This is a genomic window from Microbacterium sp. NPDC077391 (assembly GCF_040686955.1).
In the GTDB taxonomy this organism is placed as follows: Bacteria; Actinomycetota; Actinomycetes; order Actinomycetales; family Microbacteriaceae; genus Microbacterium; species Microbacterium commune.
The window spans coordinates 1,047,112-1,067,996 of sequence record NZ_JBFBMI010000001.1 but is presented as its reverse complement, the minus strand read 5'-3'; the positions used below and the strand labels follow the sequence as shown (position 1 = coordinate 1,067,996).

General features: G+C 68.7%; 20 protein-coding genes. 6 read left to right on the top strand and 14 right to left on the bottom strand.

The window, feature by feature from the left end; genetic code table 11:
* Positions 1–6: 6 nt before the first annotated feature.
* Both efeO and efeU read right to left on the bottom strand, forming a co-directional pair.
* Positions 7–1,239 carry an iron uptake system protein EfeO gene (gene efeO, locus AB0O65_RS04865; protein WP_363383393.1) on the bottom strand — a complete coding sequence of 411 codons (1,233 nt, stop codon included), beginning with the start codon at positions 1,237–1,239 and terminating at the stop codon, positions 7–9.
* The gene (efeU, locus tag AB0O65_RS04860) at positions 1,236–2,192 is read right to left on the bottom strand and encodes an iron uptake transporter permease EfeU (protein WP_191711751.1); all 957 of its coding nucleotides are present in this window, start codon (positions 2,190–2,192) and stop codon (positions 1,236–1,238) included. The genes efeO and efeU overlap by 4 nt, the downstream gene beginning before the upstream one ends.
* A gap of 142 nt (positions 2,193–2,334) precedes the next feature.
* Between efeU and AB0O65_RS04855 the strand changes: the two genes are divergently transcribed.
* Positions 2,335–3,333, top strand: a complete 999-nt coding sequence (locus tag AB0O65_RS04855; protein ID WP_363383391.1) for a 2-oxoglutarate and iron-dependent oxygenase domain-containing protein — start codon at positions 2,335–2,337, stop codon at positions 3,331–3,333.
* 86 nt (positions 3,334–3,419) lie between these two features.
* On the opposite strand, the gene rpsO is transcribed toward AB0O65_RS04855, so the two are convergent.
* On the bottom strand, positions 3,420–3,689 hold the full coding sequence (rpsO, locus tag AB0O65_RS04850; RefSeq protein ID WP_071642334.1) for a 30S ribosomal protein S15: 270 nt from the start codon (positions 3,687–3,689) through the stop codon (positions 3,420–3,422).
* Positions 3,690–3,828: 139 nt separating this feature from the next.
* Between rpsO and AB0O65_RS04845 the strand changes: the two genes are divergently transcribed.
* Positions 3,829–5,121 carry an MFS transporter gene (locus AB0O65_RS04845; protein WP_363383389.1) on the top strand — a complete coding sequence of 431 codons (1,293 nt, stop codon included), beginning with the start codon at positions 3,829–3,831 and terminating at the stop codon, positions 5,119–5,121.
* 43 nt (positions 5,122–5,164) lie between these two features.
* On the opposite strand, the gene AB0O65_RS04840 is transcribed toward AB0O65_RS04845, so the two are convergent.
* From AB0O65_RS04840 to AB0O65_RS04815, 6 genes are all read right to left on the bottom strand, one after another.
* Entirely contained in the window at positions 5,165–5,713 is a 549-nt protein-coding gene (locus AB0O65_RS04840; protein WP_191711753.1) for a YceI family protein, read from the bottom strand.
* Between the two features lie 144 nt (positions 5,714–5,857).
* On the bottom strand, positions 5,858–6,226 hold the full coding sequence (locus tag AB0O65_RS04835) for an FKBP-type peptidyl-prolyl cis-trans isomerase (protein WP_363383387.1): 369 nt from the start codon (positions 6,224–6,226) through the stop codon (positions 5,858–5,860).
* A gap of 75 nt (positions 6,227–6,301) precedes the next feature.
* Positions 6,302–7,114, bottom strand: coding sequence for an ABC transporter permease (locus tag AB0O65_RS04830; protein WP_071642326.1), 813 nt, complete (start codon positions 7,112–7,114; stop codon positions 6,302–6,304).
* Between the two features lie 7 nt (positions 7,115–7,121).
* The gene (locus AB0O65_RS04825) at positions 7,122–7,949 is read right to left on the bottom strand and encodes an ABC transporter permease (RefSeq protein ID WP_071642324.1); all 828 of its coding nucleotides are present in this window, start codon (positions 7,947–7,949) and stop codon (positions 7,122–7,124) included.
* A 73-nt stretch (positions 7,950–8,022) separates the two neighbouring features.
* Positions 8,023–9,204, bottom strand: coding sequence for an extracellular solute-binding protein (locus tag AB0O65_RS04820; RefSeq protein ID WP_313480712.1), 1,182 nt, complete (start codon positions 9,202–9,204; stop codon positions 8,023–8,025).
* Positions 9,205–9,252: 48 nt separating this feature from the next.
* Positions 9,253–10,320 carry an ABC transporter ATP-binding protein gene (locus AB0O65_RS04815; RefSeq protein WP_363383384.1) on the bottom strand — a complete coding sequence of 356 codons (1,068 nt, stop codon included), beginning with the start codon at positions 10,318–10,320 and terminating at the stop codon, positions 9,253–9,255.
* 107 nt (positions 10,321–10,427) lie between these two features.
* Here AB0O65_RS04815 and AB0O65_RS04810 point away from each other — a divergent pair, with 107 nt between their 5' ends.
* Positions 10,428–11,219, top strand: coding sequence for a GntR family transcriptional regulator (locus tag AB0O65_RS04810; protein ID WP_191711757.1), 792 nt, complete (start codon positions 10,428–10,430; stop codon positions 11,217–11,219).
* A 32-nt stretch (positions 11,220–11,251) separates the two neighbouring features.
* A complete protein-coding gene (locus tag AB0O65_RS04805; RefSeq protein ID WP_363383381.1) occupies positions 11,252–11,989 on the top strand; it encodes a cache domain-containing protein in 738 nt (245 codons plus the stop codon).
* Between the two features lie 138 nt (positions 11,990–12,127).
* Here AB0O65_RS04805 and AB0O65_RS04800 read toward each other — a convergent pair whose 3' ends face one another.
* Positions 12,128–13,330 (bottom strand): PrsW family intramembrane metalloprotease, encoded by a 1,203-nt coding sequence (locus AB0O65_RS04800; protein ID WP_313480705.1) that lies wholly within the window; start codon positions 13,328–13,330, stop codon positions 12,128–12,130.
* A 59-nt stretch (positions 13,331–13,389) separates the two neighbouring features.
* Here AB0O65_RS04800 and AB0O65_RS04795 point away from each other — a divergent pair, with 59 nt between their 5' ends.
* Positions 13,390–14,259, top strand: a complete 870-nt coding sequence (locus tag AB0O65_RS04795; RefSeq protein WP_363383379.1) for a fumarylacetoacetate hydrolase family protein — start codon at positions 13,390–13,392, stop codon at positions 14,257–14,259.
* A gap of 67 nt (positions 14,260–14,326) precedes the next feature.
* Here AB0O65_RS04795 and AB0O65_RS04790 read toward each other — a convergent pair whose 3' ends face one another.
* The 4 genes from AB0O65_RS04790 to AB0O65_RS04775 form a co-directional block, all read right to left on the bottom strand.
* Positions 14,327–15,787 carry an aspartate ammonia-lyase gene (locus tag AB0O65_RS04790; RefSeq protein ID WP_363383377.1) on the bottom strand — a complete coding sequence of 487 codons (1,461 nt, stop codon included), beginning with the start codon at positions 15,785–15,787 and terminating at the stop codon, positions 14,327–14,329.
* 61 nt (positions 15,788–15,848) lie between these two features.
* Positions 15,849–16,757, bottom strand: coding sequence for a phosphodiesterase (locus AB0O65_RS04785; protein ID WP_363383375.1), 909 nt, complete (start codon positions 16,755–16,757; stop codon positions 15,849–15,851).
* 38 nt (positions 16,758–16,795) lie between these two features.
* Positions 16,796–17,125: a peptidase gene (locus AB0O65_RS04780; RefSeq protein ID WP_071642304.1), complete on the bottom strand. Its 330-nt coding sequence runs from the start codon at positions 17,123–17,125 to the stop codon at positions 16,796–16,798.
* Positions 17,122–18,597, bottom strand: coding sequence for an inorganic phosphate transporter (locus AB0O65_RS04775; RefSeq protein ID WP_083428659.1), 1,476 nt, complete (start codon positions 18,595–18,597; stop codon positions 17,122–17,124). Before AB0O65_RS04775 ends, AB0O65_RS04780 begins: the two co-directional genes overlap by 4 nt.
* Positions 18,598–18,747: 150 nt before the next feature.
* Between AB0O65_RS04775 and AB0O65_RS04770 the strand changes: the two genes are divergently transcribed.
* Positions 18,748–20,868, top strand: a complete 2,121-nt coding sequence (locus AB0O65_RS04770) for a S9 family peptidase (protein ID WP_363383372.1) — start codon at positions 18,748–18,750, stop codon at positions 20,866–20,868.
* Positions 20,869–20,885: the final 17 nt, after the last annotated feature.

Here is a 20,885-nt window from a genome sequence, read left to right as displayed (position 1 = left end):
TCCCCGTCAGGACAGGGTGGTGGCGGTCAACCGCGACAGCGGCTCGGCCAGGGCGTTGATGAGATCGATGAGCTCGCGCTTGTGATCATCGGTGAGTTCCGTGAACGGCACGAAGCCGCTCTCCAGGGATCCGTGCTGGGCGAGGGCGCTCTCGAGGTCCGCGTATCCCGCGGCGATCTCGTCGACGAGGCTCTCGCCATCGGCACCCTTGGATGCCGCGAGGTCCTGCACCAGCGAGAAGGCCATCTTCGACCCCTCGACGTTGGCGGCGAAGTCGTAGAGGTCGGTGTGCGACCACCAGTCCTCCTCGCCGGTGATCTTCCCCGTCGCGACCTCGTCGAGCAGCGCGACGGCGCCGTTCGAGATGCCCGCGATGCCCTGATCGGCCAGCGCCGTGGTGAACTCGTCCGAGTGCACGTAGTCGAACAGCTCCTGCACGTCGGCGATCAGCAGATCGCCGTACTCGCCGCGCTCCTCGGGCGTCGACGGGGCCCAGTCCTGCCAGGCGGGCGTCTCGCCGTCGGAGTTGAGTGCGTCCCGCGCAGGAACCCACAGATCCTTCTCGATGCGGTGGAAACCGGTCCACTCCAGCCCCTCGGCGAGCGCATCCACCTCTCGGTAGTCGATGCGCGGGTCGAGATCGCCCAGCGCCTCGGCGACGGGCTCGATGCGCTCGTAGGATGCCCGCGCCAGCGGGAAGAGCTCACGCGCCTTCTCGTCGTCGCCGGCGGTGTACGCCGCCACCAGCTCTGCGACGTCGGGGACGAGGGCGCCGACCTGGTCCTTCACGAACGCGGCGTACAGGTCGACCGCCTGCTGCTTCTGCTGGGCGTCCGGTCCGTCGATGCTCACCTTGTCGCCTGTCACCGTGAACGCGGCCTTCCCCACGCCGTCGCCGATCATCCCCGGCTTGCAGACGGTGAAGTAGTCTCCGGGCTGCGCGACGACCGTGAGGGTGCGCGACGCGGCCGGGGCGATGTTCTCGACCTCGCCGACGATGCGCAGGCCGTCTTCGGCCAGCAGGTAGAACTCGGTGACCTGGTCTCCCGCGTTGGTCACGTCGAACGTGAGCGTGCCGCTCTTGGCCGTGCCGGACGAGACCGCGCATTCGCTGTCGGTCGAGGACACCGTGAACGACGCCGCCGGATCGGCTGCCTGCTTGGCCACGCAGCCGCTGAGTGCTGTCACGGCGACGGCGCCGAGCGCGAGCGCGCTCAGCGTGCGGGAGGGGAGGGTCATGCTGCTCCAGAAGAGTTGGTGACGAGGTCTGCACGCTCGGCCTGCGGTGCCGAGGCGGCAGCCGGGACAGGTCGAGCAGCACGCGAGCGGGTCAGCCCGCGAACGAAGAAGGTGCCGACGACGGCCATGTACAGCGCCCACGCGATGACCTGCAGCCAGGTCATGTGCGGCATGAAACCGACCGTCGCCTGCAGGATGGTCGCCCAGGCGCCACCCGGTGCGATCACGGACGTGACGTCGAACGCCCAGCCGAACGGGAAGCCGGCGAGCCCGGTGAGCACAGCGCCGGTCACCGCATCGGTCGGGGCGACGGCGGTGAAGGGGCCGCCGAGCACGCCGGCCTCCTGCAGGTCCATCACGGCGTAGGCCAGCACACCGGCGGCGACGATGACGAGGAAGCCGCCCGTCCAGGCGAAGAACCGCCGGAGATCGAGCCGCACGGCACCGCGCGCGAGCAGCCAGCCGACGACGACGGCGATGAGCAGACCGAGCAGCGCGCCGAGCAGAGACTGCGGCGCGTCGCCGAACGACTGCACCATCGACCACAGCAGCAGGGTCGTCTCGATCCCCTCGCGCGCCACCGACACGAACCCGACGGTGACGAGCGCCCAGAGGCTGCCGTGCGCGAGGGCGCGATCGACGCCGCCCTGCAGGGTCGACTTCATCGTCCGGCCGGCCTTCTGCATCCAGAAGATCATCCAGGTGACCATGCCCACCGCCACGAGCGAGAGCGAGCCGCCGATGATCTCCTGCGCCTCGGTGGTGAGCGCGTAGGCACCGAAGGTGAGCACGGCGCCGATCCCGAGCGCCAGGGCGATGGCGAGACCGATGCCGACCCACATCCGTCCCAGCACGTCGGCACGGCCGAGTCGGCGGATGTACGCGACGAGGATGCCCACGACGAGAGCGGCTTCGAGGCCTTCGCGGAGGCCGATGAGGAGCGCTGCGAACACGGGATTCGATTCTGCCGGCGGATCGGTAAGGGGTGCCTTACCTAAGCAACTTTAGCACCCGGCCGCCCGGCCGATCGCGCGTCGACCGGTAAGAGAAGGCAACATTCGTGCGCACGACCGGATCGGGTCCTACCGTCGACGCATGAGCGATCTCTCCCTTCCCATCCTCGACCTGTCCCAGCTGGACGCCGGCGACGACGCGGCCGCGCGGTTCCGCGCCGACCTGCGCGCGGCGACGAGGGACGTCGGCTTCTTCTACCTCACCGGCACGGGCATCCCTGCCGATCTCGAGCAGCGGCTGCACCGCGCCGCGAGGGACTTCTTCGCCCTTCCCGATGCCGACAAGCTCGCCATCGAGAACGTGAAGAGTCCGCACTTCCGCGGGTACACGCGCGTCGGCGGAGAGCGGACGAAGGGCGCCGTCGACTGGCGCGAGCAGATCGACATCGGCCCGGAACGGGCTGCCGTCGTGGGCGGCCCGGCGTTCAACCGCCTGATCGGACCGAACCTCTGGCCGGAGGCGCAGCCCGAGCTGCGCGCCGTGGTCGGCGAGTGGCACGCCGCGCTGTCCGGCATCGCGCGGAAGCTGCTGCGCGCGTGGGCGCTCGCGCTGGGCGCGGACGAGTCGTACTTCGACGACCACTTCGGCGAGCCGTCGACGCTCATCAAGATCGTCCGCTACCCGGGCACGACCGATCCCGAGCCGCAGCAGGGCGTCGGCGCCCACAAGGACAGCGGCGTGCTCACCCTGCTGTGGGTGGAGCCGGGGCGGGGCGGGCTTCAGGTCGAGCGCGACGGCGAGTGGGTGGACGCGCCGCCCGTCGACGGCGCCTTCGTGGTGAACATCGGCGAGCTGCTCGAGTACGCCACGAACGGGTACCTCAAGGCGACGAATCACCGCGTCGTCTCACCGCGAGCGCCCCACGACCGGCTCTCGATCCCGTTCTTCTTCAACCCCGCTCTCGACACCAAGCTGCCGCTGATCGACCTGCCGGCCGATCTCGCCGCGCACGCGCGCGGGGTGACGCAGGATCCCGCCAATCCCATCCACAGCCTGTACGGCGAGAACGCGCTGAAGTCGCGCCTGCGCGCGCACTCCGACGTCGCCGCGATCCATCACGCCGACCTGATCGGGGCGTGACGCGGGGGCATACGATGAGAGCCGCCCCACACCGTGGGGCGGCTCTCCAAGAATGTTCTGCGCGATTGAACGCTGGTCGATATGCCTTATCGACGAAGACCGAGACGCTCGATGAGCGAGCGGTAGCGGTTGATGTCGACGTCCTGCAGGTAACCCAGCAGGCGACGGCGCTGACCGACGAGCAGGAACAGGCCACGGCGCGAGTGGTGGTCGTGCTTGTGTGCCTTGAGGTGCTCGGTGAGGTCCTTGATGCGCTGCGTCAGCATTGCGACCTGCACCTCGGGGGATCCGGTGTCACCGGGGTGCGTCGCGTACTCTTCGATGATCGCCTTCTTGACGTCTGCTTCCAGTGCCATAGATTCGATCCCCTCTCTGCTTGCTGCGCGGTGCCCGACGCCGAATGCGTGGGCTCTCTTTATCCGCGGCCGATCAAACGGCAACCTCGACAGTCTACCAGCATCCGGACGGCCGGATGCGCACCGGTAACCTCGACGGGTGCCGTTCTCCCGCGCCCATCTGATCGATCTCAGCCCGCTGAGATCCAGCCCGGCCTTCGCGCGCATGTGGATCGGCTCGGCCCTCGCCGGGATCGGCGGCCAGCTCACGATCGTGACCGTGATGCTGCACGTGTTCGAGCTGACCGCCAGCACCTTCGCGGTCTCGATGATCGCGGTCGCCGGCCTCGTGCCGATGGTCCTCGCCGGGCTCTGCGGCGGGATGCTGGCCGACGCCTTCGACCGGCGGCGCGTGGCTCTGATCGCTGCGACCATCGCCTTCGTGGCGACGGCACTGCTCACGGGGCTGACGTGGACGGGCGCGGAGACGATCTGGTGGCTGTACGGGCTCAGCATGGTCATCGCGGCGGCCAACTCGGTGGGCATGGCGACCCGCACGGCGATCGTGCCGCGCCTGATCCCGCTGAACCAACTCGCGGCGGCATCGGCGCTGAACGGCGTCGCCTTCGGCCTGACCGTGATGGTCGGCCCCGCTGTGGCGGGTGTGCTCGTCGCCCTCACCGGCTTCGGGTGGACGTACACGATCGATGTCGTCCTCATGCTGTGCATGTTCCTCGGGCTGTGGACGCTGCCGACGCTGCTGCCCGAGGGCATGATCGTCCGCCCGGGGCTGGCATCCATCGTCGACGGATGGCGCTTCCTGCGCCGGGCGGGCAACATCCGCGCGCAGTACCTGCTCGACATCGCCGCGATGACCTTCGGCAACCCGCTCGCCCTCTACCCGGCCCTCGGCACGGTGCTGCTCGGCGGCGGCGCCGTGACGACGGGACTGCTGACGGCGTCGGTCGCGGTCGGCACCTTCGCATCGAGCCTGTTCTCGGGCAGGATCGTGCAGTACCGCTGGCACGGCGTCGGCATCGCCAGGGCGGTGCAGGCCTACGGCGCCACGATCGCGCTGTTCGGGGCGATTCTGCTCATCGGGGTGTTCCTGCCGCCGGCATCCGAGCACTCCCCCGCCGTCCCGCTCATCGCCGTCGCCTGCGTCGCGCTCGCCCTCTCGGGAGCGGCCGACAACATCAGCTCGATCTACCGCAACACGATGATGCAGGCGGCGGTGCCCGACGCGATGCGCGGACGTCTGCAGGGTGTGTTCATCATCGTCGTCGCCGGCGGCCCCCGGCTCGGGGCGCTGTACGCCGGCACTCTGGCGACACTCACCGCACTGTGGCTCCCACCGCTGCTGGGCGGAATGCTCGTGATCGGCCTGGCCGTGACGATCGCGCGGCTCACCCCGCGCTTCCGCGCGTACGACGCACTGAGCCCGGAGGCCTGAGCCGTCGGCGGCTCGGCCCCCGGGCCCGGGAACGCGGTCGGATTCAGGCCTGCAGGGCGCCCTGCAGGTCGAGGTTGATCGTGATGTCCTTGCCGACGAGCACACCACCGGTCTCAAGGGCAGCGTTCCAGGTGAGGCCGAAGTCCTCGCGGTTGATGACGGTCGTCGCAGAGGCGCCCGCCTTGTAGTTGCCCCACGGGTCGGTGCCGAAGCCGCCGAAGTCGAACTCGAAGCTGACCGGCTTGGTGATGCCGCGGATGGTGAGGTCGCCGTCGACGAAGAAGTCGCCGTCCTCGACGCGTGCTCCGGTGGAGACGAACTCCATGGTCGGGAAGTTCTCGACGTCGAAGAAGTCCGCCGAGCGCAGGTGGGTGTCGCGTCCCTCGTCCTTGGTGTCGACGGAGGCCACGTCGACGCTCGCCTCGACGGTGGCCTCGAGCGGGTTCTCGGGAGCGGTGAGGGTGGCGTTCTTGATGGCGAAGGAGCCGCGCACCTTCGAGATCATCATGTGGCGCACGCTGAAGGTGACCTCGCTGTGGCTGGGGTCCAGGACCCAGGTGCCGGGACGGTAGCCGGGGATCTCGATCGACATGTGTGTTTCTCCTTGAGGTTCGTCGGCGCACTCACGCCGTACCGAGGATAACTTACATGCGTCTGCATATATTCCCGGTTGGGCCCATCACATGAAGAACCCCCATCCACCGAGGTGGATGGGGGTTCTTCGGATTGGATCGACTCAGCCGACGGCGACGAGGTCGATGATGAAGATCAGGGTCTTCCCGGAGAGGAAGTGGCCGGATCCGGCCGGGCCGTACGAGAGGTGCGGCGGGATGACCAGCTCACGGCGCCCGCCGACCTTCATGCCCGGGATGCCGTCCTGCCAGCCCTGGATGAGCCCCCGCAGGGGGAACTGAATGGTCTCGCCGCGACCCCACGAGGAGTCGAACTCCTCACCGGAGTCGTACTCGACACCGGCGTAGTGCACGGTGACGGTGTCGCCGGGGCGCGCCTCGGCGCCGTCGCCCTCGACGATGTCGCGGATGACGAGCTCTGCGGGGGCGGGTCCGGTGGGGGCGTCGAACTCGGGCTTCGTGCGTTCAGTCATGACTCCATCCAACCTCGGCGCGCGTGCCCCGGTCAATGCGGTGCGTCCGCTGACCGCGTAATGCGATCCGCCGCGTCAGTCCCGGTCGGTGATGTCGCGGGAGAGGCGCTGAGACACCCACACCGGGATGAAGGATGCCAGGATCACGACGGTCGCGACGACGTTCACCACGTTCGCCTCGTTCGGCCGCGCCATCTGATTCATGATCCACAGCGGCAGCGTGTCGACTCCGGGCGGGGCGGTGAAGATCGTGACGTACACCTCGTCGAAGCTCAGCGCGAAGGCGAGGATCGCCCCGGCCACCAGGGCGCTGCGGAACTGGGGGAAGGTCACCATCCGGAAGGTCTGCCACGGCGTCGCGCCGAGATCCTGAGATGCCTCCTCGAGACTCGGGTTCATGCGCCGCAGTCGCGCCAGCACGTTGTTGAACACCATCACGATGCAGAAGGTGCCGTGTGCGATGATCATCCCCCAGAAGCCGACCTGGATGCCGATCGGCTCGAGCATCTGGTTGTAGGTGTTGTTCAGGGCGACACCGGTGACGATGCCGGGCAGCGCGATCGGCAGCACGACGAGCAGGTTCACCGAGCGCTGCCCGAAGAACCGGTAGCGCTGCAGCGCGAAGGCCACCAGCGTCCCGAGGACGAGGGCGATCGCCGTGGCGCCGGTGGCCACCAGCACGGAGTTGAGCACCGCGTCGCGGACGGGCTGGCTGGTGAACGCCCTGCCCCACCACTCGAGGCTGAACCCCGTGACCGGCCAGCTGGCGATGCGGGCCGAGTTGAACGAGTTCAGCACGACGAGCATGAGCGGGACGTACATGAACGCGAGGATGATCGCGACGATGGCACCGAGCACGATCTTGGAGGTGCGCGACAGTCTCAGCATGGTCGGCTCACATCCTTTCCAGAGCGCCGGTGCGCTGCACGCTCACCAGGTAGATGACGACGAACGCGATCGGGACGACCGAGAACGCCGCCGCCAGGGGCGGGTTGAGGTTGATGTTCGAGGCGATGACGCTTCCGATCATCTGCGTGTCGCCGCCGACGAACTTCGCCACGAGGTAGTCGCCGAGGCTGAGCGAGAAGGTGAACACCGAGCCGGCGATGATGGCCGGCTTGATCAGCGGCAGCACGACCGTGCGGATCGTGCGCCACGACCCTGCCCCCAGATCGGCGGAGGCGTCGAACAGGTTGGCCGGCAGCTGGCGGATGGCCGTGTACACCGGCACGGCCATGTACGGCAGCCAGAGGTAGGTGAGAGTCAGCACGACGGTGAAGACGGTGAAGCCGGGCCCCCTGATGCCGAGCGGAGCGAGCATCCAGTTGAAGAATCCCTGCTCGGTGAAGGTGATGCGCATCGCGATGACCTTCACCAGGTAGCCGGCCCAGAGGGGCAGGGTGATCGAGACGGCCAGCACGGCTCGCAGCCAGGGCGAGGCGACCTTCGCCATGAAGATGCCCAGCGGGACCGAGATGAGGATCGCGAGAGCGGTGACGGCGAGTGCGATGCCCAGGGTGCGCAGAGCCGTGGAGGCGTATGCCGGATTCGCGACGAGCTGCTGGAAGTTGCCGAAGGTGAAGCCCGGCTTCACCTTCGAGGTGAATGGATCGGTGATCCAGAACGCCGTCACCAGGAGCATGACGAGCGAGAAGATGTAGATGCCGATCAGCCAGGCCATCGGCAGGGCCAGCAGACCGGCGATGCGTGCGCGGCGCTTCATGTCGTTCCTGTCGGAGTCGAGAGGGTGCGATCCGGGGCGGAGGAGTCGTCTCCCCCGCCCCGGGCGGGCCGGGTCAGCCCTTGACGCTGGTCCAGGCGTCCGTCCACTGCTGGAAGTTCGTGCACTTCACGTCCGTGCGGCCGTCGATGCACTGCTCGATCGGGGTGGTCCAGAACCACACCTTCTTGAAGTACTCCTCGTTCGTGGCGTTGTAGTACTCGCAGTGCGCCTTCGCCTCTTCGCTGGTGTCGCAGAAGGCGGCGTTGGCGGGCGCCATGCCGAAGTTCATCGCGATGGCGCCGTTGACCTCGGGCGAGGAGGCGTAGTCCATCCACGCGTACGCGCAGTTCGGGTTCTTCGACTTCGCGGCCAGCATCCAGGCGTCCGACCATCCGGTCGAGCCCTCCTCGGGCAGCACGCTCTTGTACTTGTCATCCTCGGTGAGCTTGCGCAGCACCTCCCACGAGGTGCCGAGCACGGTGGTGCCACCGGCGAACGAGGTGATCTGAGCCGCGGGGTCCGACCAGTACTCCGAGACGATGCCGTTCTGCTGCTTGAGCAGGTCGACAGCGGCCTTGAGCTGCTTCTCATCGAGCGCATACGGGTTCTCGATGCCCAGGTCGGGTTCGTGCGCCATCAGGTACACGGCGGCGTCGGCGATGTAGATAGGGGCGTCGTACGCGATGACCTTGCCGGCGTACGGGCTGTCCTTCTCCCACGCCACGTCCCAGCTGGTGGGCTCTTCGGTGACGATCTCGCTGTTGTACTGCAGGATGTTCGCGCCGCGACCGATCGGAATGCCGTAGGACTTGCCGTTGATGGTGTCGTAGATCTGACCCTTCATGCCCTCCACGATGTCGTCGCCGAAGTTCGGGATGTGCTCGAGGTTCAGCGGCTGCACGTCGCCGCCGGCGATCAGGCGCAGACTCGCGTCGCCCGACGCCGAGACGAGGTCGTAGTCGCCCGTGCGCATCAGCTGCACCATCTCGTCGCTCGTTCCGGCGACGCGTCGGTTGACCGTGCATCCGGTCTCCTCGGTGAACGCGTCGGTCCACGCGGGCTCCACGAAGCCCGACCAGGCGATGATGTTCACCTCCTTCTCGTTCTCGCCGAGCTTGTCCATCATCGGAACATCGGGGACGTCGATCGACAGGCCGCCGGAGCCGTCCGTCGATTCCGTGGTGCTCGAGCAGCCAGACAGCGCCAGGGCTGCGGCTGCGGTGAGGGCCGAGACGGCCAGGATCTTCTTTCGCATGGATCTCTCCTTTGTGATCGCGGTGCGCGGGTGGGAACAGGGTGGTGCTCAGGGAAGTCGTGCTGCGTGCGCCGGGTTCCAGGCGGCACGCACCCGATCGCCTCGCCGCGGCACGTCCAGACCGGCGATGTGATGGGCGTTCGGTCGCTCGGCGAGGATGTCGACGCCGGCATCGGAGCTGATCAGGTAGCGGGTGGCCGGCCCGGTGTAGACGATCTCGGCGATCGTGCCGGTCAGCCCCACGTCGCCGTCGGCGAGCGCGTCGGAAGCACCGAGCATCCGCACCCGCTCCGGACGGATGCTCATGGTGCGGCGGGTGCCGGTGAGCTCCTGCGCGAGCTGAGCGCCGATGAGGTTCGACAGCCCGAGGAAGCGCGCGACGAACTCCGTCTGCGGCTCCTCGTAGACCTCGCGGGCGGTGCCGACCTGCTCGATGCGACCGTTGTTGAACACGGCGACGCGATCGCTCAGCGTCAGCGCCTCCTCCTGATCGTGCGTGACGAAGACGAAGGTGATGCCGACCTCCCGCTGGATCTGCTTCAGCTCGATCTGCATCTGCTCGCGCAGCTGCTTGTCGAGGGCTCCGAGGGGTTCGTCGAGCAGCAGCACCTGCGGCCGCAGGATCAGCGCGCGGGCCAGGGCGATGCGCTGGCGCTGGCCGCCCGAGAGCTGATGGGGCAGGCGGTCGGCGACGTGGTCGAGACGCACGCGCTGCAGCGACTCGGCGACCTGCTCGACGCGTTCGCTCCTGCTGGTCCCCTTCACGCGCAGTCCGTAGCCGACGTTCTCGGCGATGGTCATGTGGGGGAAGAGCGCGTAGTCCTGGAAGACCGTGTTGACGTCACGGGCGTGCGGCGGGGTGCGAGTGACATCCACGCCGGAGAGACGGACGGTGCCGGAGGTCGCCTCCTCGAACCCGGCGATGATGCGCAGCACGGTGGTCTTGCCGGATCCCGACGGGCCGAGCATGGAGAGGAACTCCCCCGGCGCGACGTGCAGATCGAGATCGCGCACCGCGGTGAAGTCGCCGAAGGACTTGGTCAGGCCCGACAGTGACACGCTGCCGGGAGCTGCGGCGTCGCTGTCGGCATCGGTGGCCAGCGCGGCAGTCGTCATCTCGTGCTCCTCGATCCTCATCGATACGGAAGGTCGGTTAAACATATAAGACCGTAGGTCATATTTCAACTCTTCTCCGCGGATCGACGACGTGGAAGAATCCAGAGATGGACTCGCTGACCTCCCCCGCCGGTGCGCGCACCGATCCGGATCGTCAGCGGGGCCGTCACCCGCACCGGCTGCAGGGCGCCCTCTTCCAGTCGATCGGGGATGAAGGCCGTGCGGAGCTCGTCGTGCGCCGGCTCGTGGACGCCATCCACCGCGGTCACCTGCGGGCCGGTGAGCGGCTCCCATCCGAATCCGACCTCGCGCGCAGCTTCGGTGTCGCACCGGTCACCGTGCGGGAGGCTCTGCTCACGCTGCGCGGCCAGGGACTGATCGTCACGCGTCGTGGACGCAACGGGGGCAGCTTCGTCGTCGACGACGCCGATCCGCTCGCCTTCGCGCACGATGCGCTCATGCGCATGTCGCGGCTCGCGCTGCGTGACATGGGCGCGCACTACAGTGCGATCACGGCCGCCGCCGTCCGTCTCGCCGCACGGCGCGCGGATGTCAGCGAAGCCGGCCGGGTGCGCCGTCGCCTCGAGCTGGTCGACGATCTCGACGTCGACCAGCAGCGCCGCCTGCTCGATGATGTGCTCGTCGAGCTCGTCTCGCTGAGCCAGTCGGCCCGTCTGACCCGCGAGCAGATGAAGCTGCAGGCCGAGTTCTCGCCCTACCTCCGTCTCGCCGCACCGGACGGCGCGGGACTGCGCAGTCAGTCGGCGGCGCTCGCTGCCATCATCAGAGCGGTGGAGGAGGGCGATCCCGACACGGCGGGAGCGCGCACCGAAGGTCTGGTCGTCGGCGTCATCGACGCTCTCATCCACCTGCAGAGTTCGCCCGCGAGCACCTCATGAGTCCCGCCCATCGACGTGCACTGGAGGACGCGATGAACACCCCCACGACACCCGCCGCCACCACACCCGCCCCCATGACATCCGAACCTGCGGATGCGGTCCGGATGGTCGAGGAGTACTTCGGCGCTCCGATCCGCATGCTCGACAGCTGGGTCACCTCCTGTGCCGCGGAGCTCTCGGTCGCGCTCGGCGAGGGTTCGCTGACCCGGCCCCGGTTCGACGCGATCGTCGAGCCGTACGCCGCGCGCACCCTGGCGCTGGACGCCGTGCCGGTCTACGGCGCCGGCTTCATCGCGGCGATCGATCTTCTCGCCGACGCCCGCAGCCACCTCGCCTGGTGGCAGGGCGAAGGCGGCCGGCAGCTGGTGCTCGCCTCGCAGACCGTGAACAAGGAGTACATCGACTACAGCGAACTCGAGTGGTACCGCGTGCCGATGAGCACGGGAGGACCGCACGTGGCGGGCCCGTACGTCGACTACCTGTGCAGCGACGAGTACACGATCACCGTGGCCGTTCCCGCCAGTGACGGCGGGCGCCTGCTGGGTGTGGCTGGGCTCGACCTGCTCGTCGCCGAGGTCGAGCGAGAGATCATTCCGCGCTTCGCCTCGCTGGGCCATCAGGTGACCCTCGTCAACGGTGTCGGCCGGGTCGTGGTCTCCACCGATCCGCGCTGCGCGACGGGTGACTCGGTGCGCGGCAGCAGGCTCGCCGACCTTCCCCGACTGTCCTGCGACGGCGTCGCGCTCGACGTCATCGTGGAGAGCGTCTGAGGTCGCGATCCATCCGGAGGTCTTGACTTCGTACCGAGGTCGAGGCACCCTGTCTGTAGATCAACTCAGCGCCCGGGAGTCTTGCAGGCATCGCCGCAGCACCGGGCGCTGAGTCTGTCTTCGCCCGGTGCGGAGCCGTCAGTACGCGAGCAGACGCGCCCTGGCATCCCTGGTACGCATCAGCAGCGCGTGCTCGTCCGCCGCGGCGAGCGGGTCGCGACCGGTGATCGCCCGCTGCCGCACGGCAGCGAGCGCCGCGGCGTCGTGGATGAACGACTGCATCACCGTTCGGCGGTCGCCGCGCAGACCGGATGCCCAGCGCAGGCCCGTCCGCCGGCCCGCCGGGGTCGCCAGCATCTCGACCTCCTGCGGGGTGAACCATCCGGCGGCGGCGTACTCGCTCAGGCGCAGGCGCGTCAGACGCGTCTCCTCCCGGCGCAGCGCCAGGATCGCGATGATGAACCCGATGAACAGCGGAACCTGCGTGGTGATGTACAGCGCGAGGAAGTCGCCCAGCAGAGACGAGCCGTTCCAGTACGCGTGAAGGCCGACGGCGCCGACCAGGCCGACCGCACCCGACCCCACGGCGGACGCTGTGCTCGCACCCCGACGTGCGGCCAGGCCGATGGCGAATCCGGTCAGAGCGGTGAACATGGCGTGCGCGAACGGCGAGACCAGCCCGCGGAGGATGAACGTGACCGTGAGGTCAGCGGCACCGCCGGAGGTGAGGCTGGTGCCGAAGTACTGGATGTTCTCGGTGAACGCGAACCCGGCACCGACCAGCGCTCCGTAGACCACGCCGTCGACCGGCCCGTCGAAGGCTCGACGGCCGATGACGAACACCAGCAGCACCCCGAGGCCCTTCGCGAGCTCCTCGATCACGGGCGCCTGGATGACCGCGGCGAAGAACTCGTTGCGCTGCCCGACAGCCAGCGCGAACGCCAGATCGACCAGCAGGGTGATGCCGACGGCCGCCACGGCGCCCCAGGCGAGCGCGAAGACGACCAGGTTCTTCGGCTCGGGTTCCCACCGATCGATCATCCGCACGCCGGTGAGCACGATCGCGAGCGGCACGAACGCGAGGACGAGCCCGACGATCGACGCCCCCACGCCGAGGAACAGCGCGAAGTACGCGATCAGCGCGATCATCAGGAAGGCGAGCACGCCGAACGCCCACACCGACGCGCTCCGCCCGCGCCGCGCGGGCATCGGCAGGGCCGGCATGGCGGGTGCGGGTGCGGGTGCGGACGGCGCCGGTGGCATGTACCGGGAACGGCCGGCGAGCAGCGTGGGGAACGGGTCCGACGACTGCGCGGCCGGGGGCCGTGCTCCAAAGCTCATGAGCAAAGCCTAGAGGCCGCCTCTGCCACGGGCGGCATCGCGACGGGTAGCGTAGAGGCATGCGTTTCGCCCATCTGCGCGCTCGCGATTCCGAGGACCTGCAGCTCGCCGTCATCGACGGCGCGGAGGCCATCCTCGTCAGCGACCTCCTCTCCCCCGCTCCGCCGACCCTGCAGCAGCTGATCGAGGGCGGCGACGAGCTGCTCGCGCAGCTGCGAGCCGCCTTCGCCTCGGGCGATGCGCCACGGCATCCGGTGTCGGGCATGCGCTTCGGCCCCGCCGTCGTCGCGCCGCCGGTCATCCTCGCCGTCGGCCTGAACTACGCCGCTCATTCGAGCGAGCTGGGCCTCAAGACCGACACCGCCCCCACGGTGTTCACCCTGTGGCCCAACTCGCTCGGCGCGCACGACGAGACGACGTCGTGGCCGCGCGCCCTGAGCGAATCCGTCGACTACGAGGCCGAGCTCGGCGTGATCATCGGCCGTCCCGCCAAAGACCTCACGGTCGACGAGGCGCTCGACGCGGTCTGGGGCTACACGGTCGTCAACGACATCACAGCGCGTGACATCCAGTTCGCGGAGGCGCAGTGGTCGCGATGCAAGTCGTTCGACGGCTTCACCCCGACCGGTCCCGTGGTCGTCACGGCTGATGAGATCCCCGACCCGCAGGACCTGCACATCTGGGCCGTCGTCGACGGGCAGACCGTGCAGGACGCCAGCACGGGGCAGATGGTGCGCAGCGTCGCGACGCTGATCGCGCACCTGTCGTCGTCGGCCACCCTGCAGCCGGGAACCCTGATCTCCACCGGCAGCCCCGGCGGCGCCGGCTACTCGCGCGATCCGCAGATCTTCCTGCGGGACGGCTCCACGGTCACGGTGGGTGTCGACGGGATCGGCGAGCTCACGACGCACTGCCGCACCCTGGGCTGATCCGCGTCGGTCGAACGCGAGAAGAGGCGGATGCCCCAGGGCACCCGCCTCTTCTCGATCTCCGGCGCTACGACTGCGGGAGGTCTTCCGCCGCGATCACGGGAATCGCCGCGGTGACGGTCTCGAGCCCGGACAGGCGCGCCGGCGAGATCTGCTTCATGACCTCTTCGCGCGACATCAGCCCTGCCTCGACGACGAGGTCGGCGACGTTGCGGTTGGTGAGCAGTGCGGTCTTGGCGAGCGCCGCGGATGCCGCGTAGCCGATGAACGGCGTCAGCGCCGTGACGACGCCGACCGATGCGCCCACCATCGCGCCGAGACGCTCGCGGTTCGCGGTGATCCCGTCGACGCAGTTCACCCGCAGCGTCCACATCGCCTGACGCATCCACGTGATCGACTGGAAGATCGAGTGCGCGATGACCGGCTCGAAGGCGTTGAGCTGCAGCTGGCCGCCCTCGACCGCCATCGTCACCGTGACGTCGGCACCCGCGACGGCGAACGCGACCTGGTTGACGGCTTCGGGGATGACGGGGTTGACCTTGCCCGGCATGATGCTGGAGCCGGCCTGCATGGCCGGCAGGTTGATCTCGCCGATACCGGCCTGCGGGCCGGACGAGAGCAGGCGCAGGTCGTTGCAGATCTTGGAGAGCTTGATCGCGTTGCGCTTCAGCGACGACGAGAACGACATGAACGCGCCGGTGTCGCTGGTGGCCTCGACGAGGTCGGTCGCGGTGCTGAGGTCGAGCCCGCTGATCTCGCGCAGGTGCTTCAGCACGGTCGGCGCGTAGTCGGGATGGGTGGTGATCCCGGTGCCGATCGCGGTGGCCCCCATGTTGATCTCGGTCAGCAGCGACGCGTTCTCGGTGAGGCGGCTGTGATCCTCGCCCAGGGTCGTCGCGAAGCCGTGGAACTCCTGGCCGAGGGTCATCGGCACGGCATCCTGCAGCTGGGTGCGGCCGACCTTGAGCACGTCGTGGAACTCGTTCGCCTTGCCGAGGAAGGACGTGCGCAGCAGGTCGAGCTCGTCGAGCAGCGAGACGAGGTTCAGCGAGAGGCCGATCTTCACCGCGGTCGGGTACACGTCGTTCGTGGACTGGCTGCGGTTGGTGTGGTCGATCGGCGAGAGGAAGGCGTAATCGCCCTTCTGCCGACCCGCCATCTCGAGGGCGACGTTGGTGATGACCTCGTTGGCGTTCATGTTGGTCGAGGTGCCGGCCCCGCCCTGGATCACGCCGACGATGAACTGGTCGTGGAACTCGCCGTCGATGACCCGCTGAGACGCGGCGTCGATCAGGTCGGCCTTCTCGGCGTCGAGGACCCCGATCTCCTTGTTCGCGCGAGCGCTGGCCTGCTTGACCATCGCGAGTGCGCGCACCAGATCGGGATACACCGAGATGGGGCGCTTGGTGATGGGGAAGTTCTGCTCGGCACGCAGCGTGTGCACGCCGTAGTAGGCGTCACCCGGGATCTCGATGCTTCCGATCGAATCGGTCTCTGTGCGGGTAACAACAGGCTCAGACGAGGCCATGTCACATCCTTGTGGGTAGTGGCGATCAGGGATTCGGGGGATGGCCCCAGTCTACGACGCTTCAGCGCGGGGGCTTGCGGGAGAACGCCTCGAGTCGCTGCTCCGGCGTGAGGGATGCCATGCGCTGCGCCCACTCGCGGGTGAAGTGATCACCGGTTGGTGCCTCGGCCACCGGCACCACGGTGTGCGTGATCGTGTCGGGGTACACGTGCACCAGCTGGAACGACTGCGCGCCATCCATCCCGTTCACCTCGACGGCGGGACGCGCGACGTTCATCGTGTAGCACGTGGCGGACGCGACGCTGACCGGGATGCCCGCGAACAGGCCATGCGAGGAGTAGTGCAGGTGACCGGCGAGGACGGCACGCACGTCGCTGCCCCGCAGCACGTCGGCGAGCTCGTCCTGGTGGCGCAGCTCGAGGATGTCGAACAGCGGGATGTGGCTCGGAATCGGAGGATGATGCATGGCCAGGATCGTGCCGTGCGGTGCGGGCTCATCCAGCACGTCGCGCAGCCAGTAGAGCTGGGCGGCGTCGAGGTCGCCGTGGTGCCAGCCGGGAACGCTCGTGTCCAGGGCCACCAGTCTCAGCCCGCCGAGGTCCCACGCCCCGGTGATCGGCTGCTCGCTGGGCTGGAGACCGAGCAGGTGCTGCCGCAGCGCCGGGCGCTCGTCGTGATTGCCCGCCACCCATACGACCGGGCAGCCGAGGTCGGCCGCGAGCGGTTCGACGGCGGCTCGCAGGCGGCGATACGCGTCGGGCTCGCCGAGATCGGCGAGGTCGCCGGTGACGACGATCGCCGCCGGATCGCTGCTCGTCGCGCGGATGGCGTCGAGCGTGCGATGGAGGGTGTCGTCGACGTCGAACCGGCCTCCCAGCCGCGCACCGCCGGCGAGCAGGTGCGGATCGCTGATGTGCACGATGACGTGCGACGCCGGGGCGTGGCTGCCGAAGGCGAACGAGGCTGACATGCCACTAGCCTAGAACCGCCCTCTCGGGCGGACGCGTGTCAGTGGCCGACGACGATGAGCAGGATGCCGCCGAGGACGGCCGCGCCGCACACGACGAAGCAGCCGATCGCGGCCGCGAAGGCGAGCGTCTTCTGTCCTTCGCTGAGCGGGCTCTTGCGCGCCGCCTTGGCGGCCTGCTTGGCGGCGCGTCTGATCTCCTTCTCGGAGAGCACGGTGATGGCATCCGTGAACTCCGCGGGGGTGACCACAGGGACGCGCCCTGCCCGCACAAGCATCCGCAGACCCAGCGCGTAGAAGAGGACGATCGTGCCCGCGCCCAGCAGCGCCGCGAGGAACACGCTGACGAAGGCGCCCCAGTCGATGCTCATCGTGCGTCCTCCTGCTCGTCGACGGCGAGATCCCACTCGGCGAGCTTGGCCCGCGCCTTGCGGCTGGCGATCGCGCTCTCCCACTCCTGGGCGGCCTTCTCGGCATCGGCGAACTTCAGCGCGGCCTTGTCGGCCGCGCGCTTCGCCGCCTTGACCTCGGCAGGCGATGCGCCCGCCTTCTTGAGCTTCTTCGCCCGACGCGCGGCACGCTCGGCCTCATCGGCCTTGCGCTCGGCGCGCTCGAGGGCGCGCACGAGCTCCATGCGGCTGGCACGGCGCGTGGGCGCCGGCACCTCGGGGTGGTCCACCGCGAGTCCGGACTCCGCGACGTCGCTCATGGCGTTCGCGGACGTCACCGCGTTGCGACGGGAGTACATGAACAGGCCCACGATGATCACGAGCGCGAGCACCGCGTCGATCGCGACACCCCAGTTGCCGAACCAGATGACCAGCAGGGCGGCGAGGGCGCCGACGCCGCCCGCCGCAGGAAGCGTGAGCAGCCAGCCGATCGCGATCCGACCGGCCGTGGCCCAGCGCACCGAGGCGCCGCGCCGGCCGAGGCCGGAGCCGATCACCGATCCCGAGGCGACCTGCGTCGTGGAGAGCGCGAAGCCCAGGGCGCTGGAGGCGAGGATCGTCGCCGCGGTGGAGCTCTCGGCGGCGAAGCCCTGTGCGGGCTTGACCTCGGTGAGGCCCTTGCCGAGGGTGCGGATGATGCGCCATCCGCCGAGGTACGTGCCGAGGGCGATCGTGAACGCGCAGGCGACGATGACCCAGAACTCGGGGTTGTGGTAGTCGGAGCTGTTCGGGTCTCCGGTCTGCCAGCCGATCGTGATCAGCGCCAGGGTGATCACGCCCATCGTCTTCTGCGCGTCGTTGGTGCCGTGCGAGAGCGCGACCAGAGACGAGGTGAAGATCTGGCCCCAGCGGAACCCGGAGCGTCCGTCGGGCTTGCCGTCGTACCGGCGCGTCACCCCGTAGGCCACCTTGGTGGCGATGAACGCGATGATGCCGGCGGTGAGCGGGGCGATCACGGCGGGGAGGATGATCTTCGACAGCACCATCCCGAAGTCGATGCCCGTGGCCCCGACCCCGACGAGGGTCGCGCCGATGAGGCCGCCGAACAGCGCGTGCGACGAGCTGGACGGAAGACCCAGCAGCCAGGTGAGCATGTTCCAGGTGATCGCGCCGATGAGTCCGGCGAAGATCAGCGGGAGGAAGACCTGCGCTCCCATCTGGCTGATCGCGTCCTCGCGGATGATGCCACCGGACACGGTCTTCGCGACCTCGGTCGAGAGGAACGCTCCGACGAGGTTCAGCACCGCGGCGAGGAGCACCGCGGTCTTCGGCTTCAGCGCACCGGTGGCGATGGGTGTGGCCATCGCGTTCGCGGTGTCGTGGAATCCGTTGGTGAAGTCGAAGAAGAGCGCCAGCGCGATGACCAGCACGACGATGAGGGCTGCGGTTTCCACCGGACTCTTTCGTTGGGACTGCCAGGGAGGGGCCGAGAGATCGGCGTGTGACGAACGAAGAGTTCACCGTGGGTTTGTCATCCGTTAAGGACCCGGATGAATCCTCCCACCCTGCCCGGTCGCGGTCAACTCGCCGGGTAGCGTGGCAGGGTGACCGATTCCCGCATCCAGCCGCCCGCGGCGGCCCGCCGCATCACCACGCGCTCCCACCACGGCGACCGCTTCGACGACGCCTACGAGTGGCTTCGGGGCAAGGACGATCCCGAGGTGATCTCGCACCTGGAGGCGGAGAACGCCTACACCGACGCGAGAACCGCTCATCTCGCGGGGCTCCGCGAGACCCTGTTCGAGGAGGTCCGCTCACGGGTGCAGGAGACCGACCTGTCCGTCCCCACGCGACGCGGCGACTGGTGGTTCTACAGCCGCACGGAGGAAGGCGCGCAGTACGGCATCCACTGCCGCACCGCCGCCCAGGACGACGACTGGACGCCCCCGGTGCTCGAGCCCGGAGTGCCGGTGCCGGGTGAGGAGGTGCTGCTGGACGGCAACGTCGAAGCAGCCGGACACGAGTTCTTCTCCCTCGGCGCGTTCGATGCCTCCGATGACGGCACCCGACTGCTCTGGTCCGTGGATGCCGAGGGCTCGGAGCTGTACACCGTGCATGTGCGCGACCTGGCATCCGGCGAGATGCTCGACGACGTGATCCCGAACACCGGGCAGGCGTTCTTCACGCCGGACGGCACCGCCGTGCTCTACACGACCCGCGATGAGGCGTGGCGCCCGGACACCCTGTGGCTGCACCGGATCGGAACCCCGGTGCACGACGACGTGCAGCTGTTCCATGAGCCGGACGAGCGATTCTGGATGGGCGCGGGCATCACCCGCAGCCGCCGGTACCTCGTGATCGGCCTGGGCTCGAAGATCACCAGCGAGGAGCTGCTCATCGACATCGCCGAACTGAGCTCCGATCCGCTGAGCGCCCAGGCGCGGGTCGTGTGGCCGCGCCGAGACGGCGTGGAGTACTCGGTCGATCACGCGGTGGTCGACGGGCAGGATCGCCTGCTGATCCTGCACAACGCCGACGCCCTGGACTTCGAGCTCGTCTCGGTGGCGGCATCCGAGCCGCAGGGAGAGCGACGGGTGCTGATCCCGCACCGTCAGGGCAGGCGGATCATCGACGTGGACTGCTTCCGCGACTTCGCCACCGTCGAGTACCGCAGCGAGGGCCTGGTGCGGTCGGCGATCATGGATCTCGCGACGGGTGAGCTCGACGAGGTGGACTTCGACGAACCCCTGTTCGACGCCTACTTCAGCGCCAACCCCGAGTGGCACTCGCCCTTCCTGCGGATGACGTACACATCGTTCGTGACGCCGCCCCAGGTACTCGACCTCGATGTCGCGACCGGCGAGAAGCACCTGCGCAAGCAGATGGCCGTCCTCGGCGGGTACGACCCGGCCGACTACGGCCAGCAGCGGGTCTGGGCGACGGCGCCCGACGGCACCCTGGTGCCGATCTCGCTGGTGTGGCAGCGCTCGTTCGGCGAGCCCGGTGTCGAGCCGCGCCCCCTCCACCTCTACGGCTACGGATCGTACGAGCACTCGATCGATCCGGGGTTCTCGACCATGCGCCTGTCGATGCTCGACCGCGGTGTGATCTTCGCGGTCGCTCACGTGCGCGGCGGCGGCGAGATGGGCCGACACTGGTACGAGCAGGGCAAGGAGCTGCACAAGCGCAACACCTTCACCGACTTCGTCGCGTGCGCACAGCACCTCGTCGACACCGGCGTGACCGCCCCCGAACGGCTCGTCGCCGAAGGCGGCAGCGCGGGTGGACTGCTCATGGGCGCCGTCGCCAACCTCGCCCCCGACCTGTTCGCCGGCATCCTCGCCGGCGTGCCCTTCGTCGACGCGCTCACCTCCATCCTCGACCCCTCGCTGCCGCTCACCGTGGTCGAGTGGGACGAGTGGGGCGACCCGCTTCACGACCCCGAGGTGTACGCGTACATGAAGTCGTACACGCCGTACGAGAACATCCGCGAGGGTGTCGGCTATCCGCGGATCCTGGCGATGACATCGCTCAACGACACCCGCGTGCTGTACGTCGAGCCGGCCAAGTGGGTTGCGGCTCTGCGCTACGCGGGCGCGCAGGACGTGATGATGAAGTGCGAGATGTCGGCGGGTCACGGCGGCGTCAGCGGACGCTACAACTCCTGGCGCGAGCGCGCGTTCGAGATCGCGTGGATGCTGGACGTGCTCGGCCTGGCCGCCTGAAGGACCGGTCGCTCGGG